The sequence below is a fragment of the Coprobacillus sp. genome, from assembly GCF_984815275.1.
The window spans coordinates 1-16852 of sequence record NZ_CFJNYH010000054.1 but is presented as its reverse complement, the minus strand read 5'-3'; the positions used below and the strand labels follow the sequence as shown (position 1 = coordinate 16852).

General features: G+C 32.2%; 18 protein-coding genes. 15 read left to right on the top strand and 3 right to left on the bottom strand.

From position 1 onward, the window contains the following. The 4 genes from AC5M21_RS14520 to AC5M21_RS14505 all read left to right on the top strand — a co-directional run. On the top strand, window positions 1-1148 hold a 1148-nt coding region (locus AC5M21_RS14520; protein WP_493531516.1), incomplete at its 5' end, for a recombinase family protein. A 37-nt stretch (window positions 1149-1185) separates the two neighbouring features. After that, entirely contained in the window at window positions 1186-2094 is a 909-nt protein-coding gene (locus AC5M21_RS14515; protein ID WP_008787515.1) for a hypothetical protein, read from the top strand. A gap of 63 nt (window positions 2095-2157) precedes the next feature. Continuing rightward, the gene (locus AC5M21_RS14510; RefSeq protein ID WP_008787516.1) at window positions 2158-2904 is read left to right on the top strand and encodes an AAA family ATPase; all 747 of its coding nucleotides are present in this window, start codon (window positions 2158-2160) and stop codon (window positions 2902-2904) included. Continuing rightward, on the top strand, window positions 2901-3728 hold the full coding sequence (locus AC5M21_RS14505) for a formamidopyrimidine-DNA glycosylase (RefSeq protein ID WP_008787517.1): 828 nt from the start codon (window positions 2901-2903) through the stop codon (window positions 3726-3728). The genes AC5M21_RS14510 and AC5M21_RS14505 overlap by 4 nt, the downstream gene beginning before the upstream one ends. Before the next feature lie 314 nt (window positions 3729-4042). On the opposite strand, the gene AC5M21_RS14500 is transcribed toward AC5M21_RS14505, so the two are convergent. From AC5M21_RS14500 to AC5M21_RS14490, 3 genes are all read right to left on the bottom strand, one after another. After that, window positions 4043-4516, bottom strand: coding sequence for an LURP-one-related/scramblase family protein (locus AC5M21_RS14500; protein WP_008787518.1), 474 nt, complete (start codon window positions 4514-4516; stop codon window positions 4043-4045). 58 nt (window positions 4517-4574) lie between these two features. After that, window positions 4575-5942: a C40 family peptidase gene (locus tag AC5M21_RS14495; protein ID WP_008787519.1), complete on the bottom strand. Its 1368-nt coding sequence runs from the start codon at window positions 5940-5942 to the stop codon at window positions 4575-4577. A 444-nt stretch (window positions 5943-6386) separates the two neighbouring features. Beyond that, window positions 6387-8447, bottom strand: a complete 2061-nt coding sequence (locus AC5M21_RS14490; protein WP_008787520.1) for an elongation factor G — start codon at window positions 8445-8447, stop codon at window positions 6387-6389. A gap of 133 nt (window positions 8448-8580) precedes the next feature. On the opposite strand from AC5M21_RS14490, the gene AC5M21_RS14485 reads away from it, so the two are divergent. The 11 genes from AC5M21_RS14485 (at window position 8581) to AC5M21_RS14435 (ending at window position 16770) form a co-directional block, all read left to right on the top strand. Continuing rightward, entirely contained in the window at window positions 8581-8871 is a 291-nt protein-coding gene (locus AC5M21_RS14485) for a hypothetical protein (RefSeq protein ID WP_008787521.1), read from the top strand. Beyond that, window positions 8871-9353: a peptidylprolyl isomerase gene (locus AC5M21_RS14480; protein WP_008787522.1), complete on the top strand. Its 483-nt coding sequence runs from the start codon at window positions 8871-8873 to the stop codon at window positions 9351-9353. The genes AC5M21_RS14485 and AC5M21_RS14480 overlap by 1 nt, the downstream gene beginning before the upstream one ends. Continuing rightward, a complete protein-coding gene (locus tag AC5M21_RS14475) occupies window positions 9353-9613 on the top strand; it encodes a glutaredoxin family protein (protein WP_008787523.1) in 261 nt (86 codons plus the stop codon). The genes AC5M21_RS14480 and AC5M21_RS14475 overlap by 1 nt, the downstream gene beginning before the upstream one ends. Next, window positions 9613-10608: a UDP-glucose 4-epimerase GalE gene (galE, locus tag AC5M21_RS14470; RefSeq protein ID WP_008787524.1), complete on the top strand. Its 996-nt coding sequence runs from the start codon at window positions 9613-9615 to the stop codon at window positions 10606-10608. Before AC5M21_RS14475 ends, galE begins: the two co-directional genes overlap by 1 nt. 52 nt (window positions 10609-10660) lie before the next feature. Further along, window positions 10661-10930 (top strand): acylphosphatase, encoded by a 270-nt coding sequence (locus AC5M21_RS14465; protein WP_008787525.1) that lies wholly within the window; start codon window positions 10661-10663, stop codon window positions 10928-10930. Between the two features lie 248 nt (window positions 10931-11178). After that, on the top strand, window positions 11179-13359 hold the full coding sequence (gene nrdD, locus AC5M21_RS14460) for an anaerobic ribonucleoside-triphosphate reductase (RefSeq protein WP_008787526.1): 2181 nt from the start codon (window positions 11179-11181) through the stop codon (window positions 13357-13359). Between the two features lie 2 nt (window positions 13360-13361). Then, entirely contained in the window at window positions 13362-13883 is a 522-nt protein-coding gene (nrdG, locus tag AC5M21_RS14455; RefSeq protein WP_008787527.1) for an anaerobic ribonucleoside-triphosphate reductase activating protein, read from the top strand. Between the two features lie 171 nt (window positions 13884-14054). Beyond that, on the top strand, window positions 14055-14669 hold the full coding sequence (locus tag AC5M21_RS14450; RefSeq protein ID WP_008787528.1) for a GyrI-like domain-containing protein: 615 nt from the start codon (window positions 14055-14057) through the stop codon (window positions 14667-14669). A 29-nt stretch (window positions 14670-14698) separates the two neighbouring features. After that, window positions 14699-15457: an exodeoxyribonuclease III gene (locus AC5M21_RS14445; RefSeq protein WP_008787529.1), complete on the top strand. Its 759-nt coding sequence runs from the start codon at window positions 14699-14701 to the stop codon at window positions 15455-15457. After that, window positions 15454-15993 (top strand): phosphodiesterase, encoded by a 540-nt coding sequence (gene yfcE, locus AC5M21_RS14440; RefSeq protein WP_008787530.1) that lies wholly within the window; start codon window positions 15454-15456, stop codon window positions 15991-15993. Before AC5M21_RS14445 ends, yfcE begins: the two co-directional genes overlap by 4 nt. A gap of 66 nt (window positions 15994-16059) precedes the next feature. Continuing rightward, window positions 16060-16770: a GntR family transcriptional regulator gene (locus tag AC5M21_RS14435; RefSeq protein WP_008787531.1), complete on the top strand. Its 711-nt coding sequence runs from the start codon at window positions 16060-16062 to the stop codon at window positions 16768-16770. Window positions 16771-16852: the final 82 nt, after the last annotated feature.

Below are 16852 nucleotides of genomic sequence, written 5' to 3'. Positions count from 1 at the left end.
CGTATTATGGGGCTTATGCTCCGTTAGGATATAAGAAACACCCCGACATCAAAGGGAAACTGTTGGTTGATGAGGAAACAAAATGGATTGTTGAAAAAATCTTCTCTCTAGCCTATCAAGGTTACGGTAGTGCCAAAATCACAAAAATACTGCGAGAAGAAAAAGTCCCGACAGCGTCTTGGTTGAATTTTACAAGGTACGGTACTTTTGCTCATATCTTTGAGGGAAAGCCCGAAAGCAAGCGTTATGAGTGGACGATTGCTCATGTAAAGGCGATATTGAAAAGTGAAGTCTATATCGGAAACAGCGTTCATAATCGACAATCAACCGTTTCTTTCAAAAGCAAGAAGAAAGTACGAAAGCCCGAAAGCGAATGGTTTCGAGTAGAAAACACGCACGAACCGATTATTGACAAGGAAGTGTTCTATCGTGTGCAGGAGCAGATAAAATCAAGGCGTAGACAGACAAAGGAAAAGGCAACGCCGATATTTGCAGGGCTTGTCAAGTGTGCGGATTGTGGCTGGTCTATGAGGTTTGCGACAAATAAGGCAAATAAAACACCGTATAGTTATTATTCTTGTAGTTTCTACGGACAGTTTGGCAAAGGTTATTGTTCTATGCACTATATCCGCTATGATGTGCTGTATCAAGCTGTATTGGAACGATTGCAGTATTGGGCTAAGGCAGTACAGCAGGACGAAGAAAAGGTATTGAACAAAATACAGAAAGTCGGCAATGCAGAGCGAATACGGGAAAAGAAGAAAAAGGCAAGTGCCTTGAAGAAAGCCGAGAACCGACAAAATGAGATTGACCGTTTATTTGCAAAAATGTATGAAGATAGAGCCTGTGAGAAGATAACGGAACGAAACTTCATCATGCTGTCGGGGAAATATCAAAAAGAGCAGATAGAACTTGAACAGCAGATAACCAACCTAAGAGAAGAATTAAGTAAAATGGAACAGGATATGATAGGTGCTGAAAAGTGGATTGAGTTAATCAAGGAGTATTCCGTACCAAAGGAACTGACAGCACCGTTATTAAATGCAATGATAGAAAAAATCCTTATTCACGAAGCAACAACGAATGAGGAGAACGAAAGAATACAGGAAATAGAGATATACTACCGATTTATTGGAAAAGTAGACTGATAAAGAGGGTTCATATCTTTAACTAAGGGAAACTGGAGTGTCATATCCAGATATATCTTTAGTATCATCGCTATGTGAAATTTTAGAAGTGAGTGAGCATGAATTGATTACTTGCAGTGAAGATTTTCAACAAAGGGAAACAGAACGCCAAGCCAAATATTTTCGTCGTCTTATGAAAACATATTCAGTTTTTTTCTATATTTGTTATGCGGTTTCATTATTTGTCTGCATGATTGTTAATCTTATACTTGAACAGCAATTGTCATGGTTTTTTATTGTTTTATCAGGTGAGATGGTGGCATTTACAATCACTTCATTACCTAATCTTGTGAAAGGGGAGAATAAACAATGGATTATCTTAGGAAGTTTTTATATTTCATTAAATCTCTTGCTGTTAACGAGTTGCATATATACAGGTGGAGACTGGTTTTTCGTAACAGCAGTTTGTTTATTCTTTGGATTTGCTTTTGTAGTCTTGCCTTTTTTGCTTAGAGATTTACCTTTGCCAAGCCCATTTTATCAGCATAAAACAGTGATTTATTTTACAATCATGACAATCTTATTGCTGATATTAGTAGGAACAACAATGTTTTATAGTGGTTATAGAACTGAAATTATATCTATAGGATTACCTGTGACACTGGTATGTGTTTTTCCATTTTGGCTAATGATGTTTATCATACGCTATTTGCATATAAATAGTTTATGGAAAACAGCTATATGTTTATTTATTATAGGAGTCTTTAGTTTTGGTATGAATAGTGTATTGATGATGTTGATTCATCATCAGTCATTTGCATTTTCACCAATCAATTTAAGAGTATGGAATGAGTATTATTTAGATGGGAATATAAAAGTTATTATTGTCTCTGTTTTTCTAAGTCTTTCTATTGCATTGACGATAGGTGGTATATCATTGGAAATTAAAAAGAAATCTAATATATAATTTTGAAAATTGTTAACCTTTTTCTATTGTTTGATATAATAGATTATAGGATGGGTGATAATTATGAATGATTTATTTGTGAAACAGGTAACACTTGTAAAAGATGAAAGTATGACTGATCAATATCCTTTTTGTATTGATCTCATTCAACACTTCGATTCTTTATCTTTTGAAAAACCAGTTTCTTTTTTTATAGGTGAAAATGGGGTGGGTAAAAGCACTTTTGTTGAAGGACTAGCAGTAGCATTAGGATTGAATGCTGAAGGGGGAACTGAAAATTTTTATTTTCATACTGCTGAAACACATTCCCAACTTCATCACTATTTAAAAGTTTCTAAAGGTGTATATAAACCACAAACAAAATTCTTTTTAAGGGCTGAGAGTTTCTATAATGTTGCGACTGAAATAGATCAGATTGCGACTGAAGATTCAAGAATGTATAATGGTTATGGTGGAAAAAGTCTGCATGCTTGTTCACATGGAGAGTCATTTATTCAATTGATGATGAATCGCTTTTCAAAAAAAGGTTTATATATTTTAGATGAACCAGAAGCGGCATTATCACCATCACGACAATTGGCATTGTTAGTCTTAATAGATGACTTGGTTAAAGAGGGTTCACAGTTTATTATAAGTACCCACTCACCCATTTTGCTTTCCTATCGAGATGGCATCATTTATGATTTGAATTCCTATTTTCAAAAAGTGGAATTTAAGGAAACAGATATTTATCAAACATATAAATTGGTATTAGATAATCCAGAAGGGATGCAACATCATCTCTTTGATAATAAAGGAGAAAAACGATGATAGAATTACCAGAGGCTTTGTCACGTGCTAAAGAGTTGAATAATGCTTTGATAGGCAAAAAGATTGTTAAAGTTTTGTTACCGACATCACCTCATAAGTTTTGTTGGTTTCAAGGGGATGTGGCTTCTTATCCTGCTCAATTAGAAGGACATATGATAAAAGGAGCAAGAGGATTTGGGATTTTTGTAGAGATTGAGTGTGATCAAGGTGTTTATATGTGTGTCAATGATGGTGTGAATATGACTGTATTTACTGCCTGTGATGAGATACCAGAAAAATATCAGTTAGCTATACTTTTTGAAGATCAAACCAGTTTGGTTTTTCAAGTTGCGATGTATGGAAGTCTTATTTGCCATCATGGAAACTATGAAAATGAATACTATTTGAAAAGTTTAGAGAAGATTTCACCAATTTCAAGTCAGTTTACATATCATTATTTTGTGAGTGTATTAGAAAATGTAAAGCCAACCATGAGCATCAAAGCTTTTTTAGCAACTGAGCAGCGTTTTCCAGGGATTGGTAATGGTGTATTGCAGGATATTTTATGGGAAGCGTCTCTTCATCCAAAACGTAAAGTCAATTCGTTGTCAAAGCAAGAAAGTCAACAGCTTTTTCAAGCTATCCAAAGTATTCTTGGTGAAATGATTGAACAAGGTGGCAGAGATACGGAGAAAAATATTTTTGGTTATTTTGGTGGATATAGAACACGATTGAGTAAAAAAACACTTCATCAACCTTGTCCAAGATGTCAAACTCCTATAGAAAAAGCAAACTATTTGGGAGGAACTATTTATTTTTGTCCACAGTGTCAAAAAAATATATAAATGTTAAAAAGCAGTTTTTCTTATATTTGAAAGACTGCTTTTTGAATATTCATATTAAGATTGTAGTGTTATTGAGTTCAAAAAGAACCTCCTGATATTTTTATGACCTTTTTGAATAATGGTATGTCCCTCTGCTTTCTTTTTGAGCAATAATACCACCAGGGTATTTGGGATTCAATTCACCATTGGCGCCAATAAGGTGTTTCATCTTCAGTTCGTTGAGAACTAGCCCAGCTTTATCTTTTTTTGATTGATATTATTGAGTTCTTATGAAGATTATAGCTGTTTGAGTAAAAAAACCGTTATATTAACGGTTAGTTTTGGCGTGAACATTTTTCAGCATCAATAGCTAAAGCAATCATTAAAACATATAAAGCATTATCAGGTTGAACAACATCTATAACATAAGTGTCTGTAAAATGGAAAATTTCTTTAGAGATTGTTGCAATAATAATTCCTTGAGAATTAACAATCTGATAATCCCACTCTAACCAATTGCCCTGTACTTTCCAATCATTACAATCTAAATGAAAAACAGGTTTAAAGAATGAAAATTCTTTGTAAATACGACCAATATATTCATCTTGAATATACATATTAAATTTAGGTAAGAAAGTGAAAACCTCTTCTTTTATTGTACCAATATGCACATTATTTTGGTTATGGATATGTAAGCAATGCCCCCAACTTAATTTTCCATGTACACTATAAGTTATTTGATTGTTCTCATTAAAAATGTCATAGCTATCCAACCATGAAAATAATCTTTGTTTAAATAATAATTTCATATTCTCCCTCATTTCTATTTTTATTATACCATAAAAAAACAAGCATCTCGATGCTTGTTTAATATAAACGTCTACAACTATACCATTCTCTTTGCCAATAGCTGTTATTTAAACTAGATACTTGAACTGGTTCGCCTTCAGTTGGGGCATGGACCATACGATTGTTTCCAATATAGATACCAACATGATGGATTCCACTATAAGTTCCATTACTACTGAAAAGAATGATATCCCCAGCCTGCAATTGATTCTTGGAAATACTTTTTCCTGAGTTTGCTAATGTTTTGGTATTACCAACACCAATATTAACACCACTTTGATAATGAGCCCAGTTAACTAATCCTGAACAGTCAAATTTTGTCCAGTTTGGATTTTGAACACTGCTTGTTGAGTGACCACCACCCCATACATATAAATAACCTTGACGTGTTAATGCTTTATTAGCTATCTGTAATCCTAATTTTTCATTTGATGATAAATCATCTGATGAATCATTATTTGATTGATCATTGTTATCAGATTGATTGTTATCAGTTTGTGAATTGTTAGAATCAACAGGAGGTTTTGGGTTATTCTGATTGTTGTTAGTAGTATTGTTGTTATTAGGCTTTGATGGTTTTTTGTTTGGAGTTGCTTGAGTCACATTATTGACCTTTGATTCTTCAGCTGCTTTTTTGATGGCTGCAAGATTTGATTGAATACTCTCAATAGATTCTTGATTTTTAGAGACTTCAGCATTATTAGCTGCTAATTCTTTATTTTGTTCTTTCAATTTTGCAGTGAATTTTTCTTTCAGTTCTGCTTGAGCAAGTTTATCTTGCTCTATTGATTCTTTAAGAATTTTGAGTGTATCTTGTTGCTTTTGCACTTCTTTCATTGCGTTTGTAAGTTCTTCTATAATATCATTATCATACTGAGTTAATTCTTTAAAATTAGCTGCACGACTCATGAAATCAGTAAAATCTTCAGCCCCTAATAAATAAGAAACATAAATGCCAGAATTCATTGTTGTTTGCATTGCATACATACGTTCTTCAAGCGTTTTTTGTTTTTTTGTAATGTTCTTATTATATGATTCAATACTATCTTGAATATATTTTAATTCTTTCTGTGTGGAAGCTGCTTTGGCTTCTAAATCTGTCATTTGTTTAATAATATCTTGAATCGTATTTTCTGTATTTTTAACATTCTTTTGAGTTTCTTTTGTATCTTTGGCTAGTTCTTTGTTTTTATCTTTGAGATATGTATTAAATTCTTGACATGTTTTTTGTTGTTTGTCTGTTAACTTGGAAGATGAACAGAGTTTTATGTATTTTTCTTCTTGACCTTTAAAATCTTCTGCTTGAACTGATATATAACTCAAAGAAAAAGCAGTCATAAGACATAGAGTAAAAAAGCCTATAAATATCTTTTTTTGACGAGACATGACAATCCCTCCTTTTTATCTACACTTCTTATTCTAAACACTTTTGCGTATGTGTCAATTGAAACACATAGAAAATATTTGGGAAATCATGTTTATTTGATGTGATAATAGATCAACTCTGTTTGATTTTTTGCCCTTTAGATTATGCTATAAATGATATCGGACTGTCTATCAAATAGTATTCATTGTCTATAAGCTATTTTTTCTTCATTGATATGGACTGATAAATACTGATATCATAATAAATGGTTAATAGACAGTTGATAATAATAAACATGGGTTGATAAGATAGAGATCTTAGGCATAATGGACTCTTTTCAGTAGAACAAAGAAAGGATAAAACGAAGATACATATCACATGTATATTCATTTCATCCTCGAAGTCTTCCGTACCATTGTTATATCATAATCAGCAAACATATGACCCAAAACATTTGATGTATTTTAGACTTTTCTATCTTCAATAATACGATTAGCAACAATATCAGGGGCAAATTCATATCCTAAGAAATCCATTTCAAAGAATCCTTGACCCTGTGTCATTGATCTTAAATCAACAGCATAGTTCATGACTTCTGATTGAGGTGCTTCAGCAGTGATCTTAATCATGCCATCTTCTAAAATTTCACTACCCATAACACGAGCACGCTTTTTATTGAAATGTCCCATAATATCACCAGTATACTGTTCATCAACATAAACATTTAATGTGACAAATGGTTCTAATAAAACTGGTTTTGCTTTTGGCATTGCTTCTTTAAAACACATGATAGTAGCTGTTTTAAAGGCCATTTCAGATGAATCAACACTATGATAAGAACCATCAATAAGAGTGGCTTTAATGCCAAGAACAGGATATTCAGCAAGTATACCAGCTTTCGTTGCTTCAAGCATACCTTTTTCTACTGCTGAGAAATAAGCTCTTGGAACAGCTCCACCGAAAATTTTTTCTTCAAATACAAAAGGAACACTATAATCATTGAGTGGTTCAAATGTCATTTCTACATCGCCATATTGACCATGACCACCAGATTGTTTTTTATATTTATAACGGTGTGTGACACTTCCACGAATTGTTTCACGATATGGAATAATAATATCATCTAAAGCAACATCAATTTTAAATCTTTCTTTCAGTTTTGCAACAACTGTTTCAATATGAATATCGCCTAATCCATAGAGACATTGTTGTTTTGTTTCAGAATTGTTTTCAAAACGTAATGTTGGATCTTCTTCTAATAATTTATTTAGTGCATTTGCAATCTTTTCTTCATTGCTTTTTCCAACAGGTTTAATCGCCTTACCAAAATATGGATGAGAGAAACGAATAGGTTCATATAAAACACGATAATCTAAAGTGCATAAAGTATCATTTGTCTGGGTATGTGTTAATTTAGATAAAGCACCTATATCACCAGCATTCAAAGTATCAACTTCAATCAATTCTTTCCCTTTCATAACATAAAGTTTATTCATTTTTTCAACTTCTTTTTTACGAACATTATATAAAGAAGTACCTGTATGAACACAACCTGTACAAACTTTAAATAGAGAAATTCTACCAACAAAAGGATCAGCAATTGTTTTAAATATAAATAGAGATGTTGGTAAAGACTCATCAAAGCCAATTAAGTCTTCTTCACCAGTGTCTTCGTTCTTTACAACCATAGAATTGACCATATCACCAGCAGCACTAAAGAAAGCAACCATCGAATTTAAAACAATCTGTATGCCAATTTGATTGGTACCACACAAAACAGGAATTAAAGTATGATTCATAACACCTTGTCTTAATGCCCATGATATTTCTTCTTTTGTAAAAGGTTCTTCATTAATATATTTTTCTAAAAGTTCATCATTTGTATTGGCCACAGCTTCATCAATCATATTTTTGATTGGAGTAATTTCATCCCACATATTATCAGGGATAGGACAAGGGTGGGTTTGTTCACCTTCAAAATAACGTCCTTCCATTTTTGCTACATTCACATAGCCAACCATTTTGTTGCCTTCCATAATTGGGACTTGAATAGGGGCAATTGCTTTTCCATAAGTTAATTTTAATTCTTCTAATTTCTCTTTATAAGCTGCATTTGGATAATCAAGCCCACTTAAATAAATGATTTTTGCTTTATTGTGTGCTTTATGCATAGCTTGTTTTGTTCCTACACTAATACCTTCTGTAGCAGGAACAACAATTAAAGCACTTTCAGTAACTTTAAGCGCAGCTTCAACTTCACCAATAAAGTCAAATGAACCAGGTGTATCAATAATATTGATTTTACAATCATTCCATTCTAAAGGAATAACTGTTAAACCAATCGAGGTTTGTCTTTTCACCTCTTCTGCTGAATAGTCACTCAGAGTGTTTCCATCCTCAATCGTACCTATACGATTTGTAATTCCAGCCCGATAAGCCATAGCTTCAATCACGCTGGTTTTACCACTCCCAGAGTGGCCTAACACGACAACATTTCCAATTTCGTTTGAGTGATAAGTTCTCATAATATCACGCTCCTTTTTTAAGTTTTCTTTCTTTTATTCTAACACACTTCATTTTTAATGAAAACGGTTACAGTATAATTATAGTGAAATTTATTTAAAAAAATGATATGATGTTTACAGAGGAGGGCAAAATATGGAAGTTGGATTAATTATTATATTATTTTTATCAAATGCTTTAGCATTAGATTGCCTTTATAACCATAGAATAAAGACGACAGGTGCATTGATTATTCTTAATTTGTGCTTAACTGTAGCGTTAGCTTATCAGTTTAAACAAATGGAGAAGATATTCTATTTATTATTAGGATGTGCAGGATTGGTTGCTTTATTTTTTGGGGTTAAATTATATTTGAAAAAGAAAAAAGATGCACCAATTATCATTGATGCTACTGATCGAATTATTGAAGAAAAAGAGGATAAATAATGGAAACAGTGAAATTTGAAATTGAAATGGAAAATGGAAAAATGATGTCAGGAGAATTATATCCAGATGTTGCTCCAATAACAGTGAAAAACTTTATAAGTTTAATTGAAAAAAATTTTTATGATGGTTTAATCTTTCATCGTGTGATTCCTGGATTTATGATTCAGGGTGGTGGATTAGATGCTCAAATGAAAGAAAAAGCATGTCCATCAATTAAAGGTGAGTTTCGCAGTAATGGTGTTCAAAATGATTTATTGCACACACGTGGTGTTTTATCAATGGCTCGTACAATGGTCAAAGATTCAGCGAGTTCACAATTCTTTATTATGCATGATGTTGCACCGCATTTAGATGGCGAATATGCTGCTTTTGGTAAAATTATAGATGGATTAGATGTCGTTGATGAAATTGCAAGTGCTCAAACAAATTTTCAGGATTGTCCAAAGACACCAATTGTGATAAAAACGATGAGGTTAATATAATGAAACTTTTTTATCTGGAAAATTGTCCACACTGCCAAAGAGCGAGAAACTGGATGCAGGAATTGTATGTGGAAAATCCTATCTATAAAGAAATTCTGATTGAAATGATTGAAGAATCAAGAGAAGTAGAATTGGCTGACTCTTATGATTATTATTATGTTCCTTGTTTTTTTGATGGAGATCAAAAGTTACATGAAGGTGTTGCTAGCAAGGAAATTATACAGAATATTTTCGATGATTATTTAAGGAGGAAAAAATAATGAAAATATTAGTTACTGGTGGAGCAGGGTATATTGGAAGTCATATTTGTGTAGAATTACTTCAAGCTGGGCATGATGTTGTTGTGATTGATGACTTTTCAAATTCACAGCCTGAGGTTTTGGAGTATATTCATGAAATTACAGGAAAAAATGTTCAGTTCTATGAGTTTAATATTTTAGATGAAGCAAAAACTGAAAAAGTTTTTCAGGAAAATCAACTAGATGCAATTATTCATTGTGCAGCATTCAAAGCAGTTGGAGAATCAGTATCAAAACCAATTGAATATTATACAAATAATCTCATGACAACTTTAATTGTTACAAAAATGATGAGAGATTATCATGTCAATAATATTGTTTTTAGTTCTAGTGCAACTGTCTATGGTGACCCAAAAGTTGTGCCTTTAACAGAAGACTGTCCACTAGGAGAAACAACAAATCCATATGGAACAAGTAAGGCTATGATGGAAAGAGTGTTAACTGATGTTCAACATGCTTATCCACAAATGTCAGTTACATTACTGCGCTATTTTAATCCGATTGGGGCACATGCTTCTGGATTAATTGGAGAAAATCCTAAAGGCATTCCTAATAACTTAATGCCATATGTTATGAAAGTGGCAACTGGGGAATTATCATGTTTAGGTGTTTTTGGTGATGATTATGACACTCCTGATGGAACAGGAGTTCGTGATTATATTCATGTTGTTGACTTAGCAAAAGGACATGTTGCAGCAATTGAAAAATACAGTCAGCCAGGAGTTCATATTTGTAATTTAGGAACTGGAAAAGGCTATAGTGTATTAGACATTGTAAAGGCCTTTGAAAAAGTCAATGGTGTTAAAGTCAATTATGAGATTAAAGCAAGACGTCCTGGAGATATTGCAACTTGTTATGCTGATCCAACACGTGCAAAAGAAGAACTTGGCTGGGTTGCTGAAAAAACTTTAGAAGATATGTGCCGTGATACTTGGAACTTTGCTAAAAAACATTAAAAGAGCTTGGCTCTTTTTTTCTTTGTGATAAAATAAAAAAGAGGTGATGTTTATGGTTAGGAAACACTATGTTTTTCATGGGCGTGTACAAGGTGTAGGTTTCCGTATTACGGTTTATCAGGTGGCCTCACGCTTAGGTTTAACTGGATGGGTAAGAAATCAATCTAATGGAAATGTGGAGGCATGTTTTCAAGGTGAGGAAAGACGTATTGATCAGTTAATTGAGCATATGCAAACAATTCGGTATATTCATATTGATAAGATGGAAATAGAATTATTGGATGTTTTAAATAATGAGCATTCTTTTGAAATTAAATACTAGATATCCTCATAGGTACATGGTATCTGTAAAATGAAATAAAAAAATTAAAATAGAAAAAGTATTGATATATTCAATGCTTTTTATTTTATGAATAAAAAAGCTGAAAATTTTGCATGACCTATCGTTCATATTGCTTTATAATAGAGAAAGCGTGTGTTATGATGACATAGCGAAATATTTCATAACAAATGAATTTGTTAAAATAAAACTGCTGTTATATTTTCGAAGAGTGAGGGAGGAAATGAAATATGAAAATTATTAAGCGAAATGGTTCAGAGGTCAGTTTTGATGAACTCAAGATTACAGCTGCAATAGAAAAGGCAAATGCTGAGGCTGTTGAGACAGAAAGATTATCTGATGAGGATATTGACAACATTACAAATAATGTGAAATATCAATGTGAAAAAATGCGACGTGCATTAAGTGTTGAAGAAATTCAAAACTTAGTTGAAAATGAAATTATGAAATTAAATGCTTTTGCAGTTGCAAGAAAATATATTACATATCGTTATAAAAGAGCGTTAGTGCGTAAAGCGAATACAACAGATGAACAAATTTTAAGTTTAATAGAGTGTGATAATGAAGAAGTCAAACAAGAAAACTCTAATAAGAACCCAACTGTGAATAGTGTTCAAAGAGATTATATGGCTGGTGAAGTGAGTAAAGATATTACAAAACGTTTATTATTACCAGAACATATTGTCAAAGCTCATGAAGAAGGGATTATTCATTTCCATGACTCTGATTATTTTGCTCAGCATATGCATAACTGCTGTTTAGTAAACTTAGAAGATATGTTACAAAATGGAACTGTTATTAGTGAAACGATGATTGAAAGACCAAAGAGTTTTTCAACTGCTTGTAATATTGCAACACAAATTATTGCACAGGTTGCAAGTTCACAGTATGGTGGTCAAAGTATCAGTTTATCTCATTTGGCTCCTTTTGTTGACGTGAGTCGCCAAAAGTTTAGAAAAGAGGTGCGTGAGGAATTTGACCAAGAAGGAATTGAAGTGAGTGATCAGCAAGTCAATGAATTGGCTGAATACAGAGTTCGTAAAGAAATCAATCGTGGTGTACAAATGATTCAGTATCAAGTCATTACTTTAATGACAACAAATGGACAAGCACCATTTGTAACGGTTTTTATGTATTTGAATGAAGTTGCTGATGGACAAACAAAAGATGACTTGGCTTTAATTATTGAAGAAACTTTAAATCAAAGAATTGTTGGAGTTAAAAATGAACAAGGGATTTATGTGACACCAGCATTCCCAAAATTAATTTATGTTTTAGAAGAAGATAATATTACTGAAGGAAGTAAGTATTGGAATTTAACAAAATTAGCAGCAAAATGTACTGCAAAACGTATGGTTCCTGATTATATCTCTGAAAAGATAATGAAAAGCTTAAAAGTTGATAAAAATGGGGATGGGCATTGTTATACATGTATGGGATGTCGTAGTTTCTTGACACCTTTTGTTGATCCTGAGACACAACGTGCAAAATATTATGGACGTTTTAATCAAGGCGTTGTGACAATCAATTTAGTTGATGTTGCGTGCTCTTCTAAGGGCGATATGAAGTCTTTTTGGCGTATTATGGATGAAAGATTAGATTTGTGTAAAGAAGCGCTTATGTGCCGTCATGAACGTTTAAAAGGGACACCTAGCGATGTTGCACCAATTTTATGGCAATATGGTGCATTAGCAAGACTTAAAAAAGGTGAAACTTTAGATAAATTATTATATGGTGGATACTCTACAATTTCTTTAGGTTATGCGGGACTTTGTGAATGTGTAAAATACATGACTGGAAAATCACATACTGATCCTGAAATCACACCATTTGCTTTAGAAATTATGCAACATTTAAATGATAGATGTAATGAATGGAAACAACAGGAGAATATGGATTTTAGTTTATATGGTACACCAATCGAATCTACAACATATAAATTTTCTAAATGTTTACAAAAAAGATTTGGAAAAATTCCTGGTGTGACTGATAAAAACTATATTACAAATAGTTATCATGTCAATGTAACTGAAGAAATCGATGCATTTGAAAAATTAACATTCGAATCACAATTCCAAAAACTATCACCAGGTGGAGCAATTAGTTATGTTGAAGTACCAAATATGCAAGATAATTTAGATGCTGTTTTAACTGTTATGAAGCATATATATGATCATATTATGTATGCTGAATTAAATACAAAGAGTGATTATTGTATGGAATGTGGATACGATGGAGAAATTCAAATTAAGGAAGATGAAGATGGAAAATTAATTTGGGTTTGTCCAAGTTGTGGAAATACAAATCAAGACAAGATGAGTGTGGCAAGACGTACATGTGGATATATTGGTACGCAATTCTGGAATCAAGGTAGAACACAAGAAATTAAAGAACGTGTTCTTCACTTATAATTATGTATTACGCAACAATAAAAAAGGTTGATATTGCCAATGGAACGGGAGTGAGAGTCTCACTCTTTGTTTCTGGTTGCACACATCATTGTCCAGAATGCTTTAATGAAGTTGCTTGGGACTTCCACTATGGAGAAGAATTTACAAGTCAGACAATTGATGATTTGATTGAACTTATGAGACAACCACATATTCAAGGTTTAAGTTTGCTGGGTGGAGAACCCATGGAACCGACTAATCAAGAAGGATTATTACCATTATTACAAAAAATGCATCAGGAACTTCCTTCCAAAGATGTTTGGTGTTATACTGGCTATGATTTAGAAGATCTTTTAGAAGGTGGACGGGCACATTGTTTTGTGAGTGATGAACTTTTAAGTTATATTGATGTTTTAGTGGATGGACCTTTTATACAGGCTGAAAAAAATATTCGTTTGAAGTTTAGAGGGTCAAATAATCAACGTGTGATTGATATGAAGAAAACACGTGAACAAAATCAAATCGTTTTATGGGATGAGAAATAATCTTTAGGGGAACCTAAAAGGTTATTTTTTTAGTCGTTAAGTTGAATAATTTATTATTTGTGTGAAAAATGAAAATTATTATCTTTAAAAATAAAAAAATCCTAAAAATAGGGTGGAAATTTATCTTGAAATTATATATAATGGTAAGGCAATGAAAGGAGGAATTCTCCAATGAAAGAAGGCATAAGAAAAGAGTATAAAGCACAATATGATGCTTCAACTAGAAGAATAGATGTTGTTGATGTGCCAGAATTCAATTTCATTATGATTGATGGAATCGGAAATCCTAATGTAGAAGAGTTTAAATTAAAATCTGAAGCTTTGCATTTATTATCTAAAGCTATTAAGGATTACTTTAAGCAAGAATTAGATTTATTATATTTGATATCACCTTTAGAGGGATTATGGGATACGTATGATAATAGTCAATTTGATGTCACAAGAAAGAAAATGATAAAGTTTACTTTAATGATTGCTCAGCCAAAGGTTTTGAATGAGGAAACATTTGAGAAGATTAAAGAGTATGTAGCTGCTAAAAAAGACAATCCATATATTGTTGATGCATATTTAAAGAAGTATACTGAAGGCAAATGCGTTCAGATGTTACATAAGGGTGCGTATAATACAGAGATTGATACAACAATTCAAATTATGGAGTATATTACAATTCAAAATATGAAGTTAATTGGACTCCATCATGAGATTTATTTGAATGATCCAGAGAAGGTATCGCCAGATAAATTAAAAACAATTGTCAGATATGCTATTGAGGAAGAGGGGGTATAACCCCTTTTCTTGTTAAGGAGGAGATTATCATGTTATTTGTATCGTGGAATGTTAATGGATTAAGAGCTTGTTTGAAAAAAGGTTTTGAAGATTTTTTTAAGGATGTTGATGCTGATATTTTTGCTATTCAGGAAACGAAATTACAAAGAAATCAAATTGATTTAGAGTTTGAAGGATATACTTCTTATTATAATGATGCAATCAAGAAGGGGTATAGTGGCGTTGCTATTTATACAAAGAAAGAACCAATGAATGTTATATATGGTATGGGAATTGAAGAACATGACCAAGAAGGAAGATTAATAACACTTGAATTTGAAAAGTTTTATTTTGTTGCTGTTTATACGCCTAATTCAAAAAGAGAGTTAGAAAGATTAGATTATCGTCAAGTTTGGGAAGATGCCTTTAGACAGCATGTTCAAAAGCTTAAGGAATCTAAACCGGTTGTCCTATGTGGTGATTTAAATGTTGCACATAATGAGATTGATTTAAAAAATGATAAAACCAATCATAAGAATGCTGGTTTTACAGATCAAGAAAGAGCAAAGTTTAGTGAATTATTGAATTCAGGATTTATTGATACTTTTAGATATAAATATCCTGAAACTGAAATGTATTCTTGGTGGTCTTATATGTTTAAGGCAAGAGAAAAGAATGCAGGCTGGCGTATTGATTATTTTGTTGTATCAGAAGATTTAAAAGAGAATATTAAGGATGCTTATATCTATACTGAGATTATGGGATCTGATCATTGTCCAGTTGGAGTTGAATTGGAGGGGTTAGAATGAAATGTATGATTGTTTCTGATATTCATGGTTCTTATGAGGATTTCAAAAGGATTGTTGAAATCTTTGAAGAAGAGCATATGGAGCAGTTTATATTATTAGGTGACTTATTATATCATGGGCCAAGAAATCCACTCCCTGAGGGTTATAACCCTAAAGAAACGGCTGTTTTATTGAATCATTATAAAGATAAAATTATTGCTGTGAGAGGGAACTGTGATGCAGAAGTAGACCAAATGGTTTTGGATTTTCCAATGCGTGCAGATTATACGCAATTATATATAGATGGACATCGTTTCTTTGTGACTCATGGTCATTTGTATAATGAAGATGAGATGCCATTATTAAATCAAGGTGATATTTTCATGTATGGTCATTTCCATAAACCAGTTGCAAAATTAATTGATGGTATCGTTATTTTTAATCCATCATCAATATCTTTGCCAAAAGCTGGAGTCAAAAGTTATGGAGTTTATGAAAATGATGAGTTAAAGATTTTTTCATTAGAAAAAGAGTTGATTGAAAGTATAAAATTATAAAAATATATAAAAAAACCGTGAAATCAAAGTAAAAGTATGGTATTTTTATATTGGTGAGGTGAGAGTATGGCAAAGTATAAAGATATTGCAGATGATATACGTGAAAAAATTAAAAATCAAGAATATACTTTTGGTCAAAAACTCCCTTATGAATATGTTTTATGCATGAGCTATCATTGCAATAAGGAAACAATGAAAAAGGCATTGGATATTTTGGTCAAAGAAGGATTGATCATTAGAAGACGTGGAGCAGGAACATTTGTAAAGGATTACGATAGTTCAATCGAAAATGCAACAAATAAATTTGCCCGTGGATTAACTGCTAAATATGAAGGTATTAAAGAAGTAACTAGTCAAGTATTGGAATTTGAAGTTATACCTGCAGATGAGCATTTATCTAAAAAATTACAGATTGAACCTGGAGATTTTGTTTATCATATTATTCGTTTAAGATTTTTAGATAAAAAGCCACATCTTATCGATATAAGCTATATGCCAATTAGTTTAATTCCAAATCTAAAATTAGAGCATTTGAAAGGCTCAGTTTATGAATATATTGAAAAAGTTTTAAAATTAAAAATTCAAAGTTGTCATTTAACAATTAATGCAGCTTTATCAACACCATTGGAACAACAATATTTAGAATTGAATGAATATGAACCATATATTCAGGAAGAACAAATCTCATATTTGAGTAATGGAGCTATTTTTGAATATACATTAGCACGTCATCATTATGCAGATTTCGAATTTCAAACTATCGTTGTACAACAGTAAACCTATGAGAAATCATAGGTTTTCTTTATTATAAATTGATACCACGTGTTATACGCGTGGTAAAGATTTTAGCTTTAGCGTT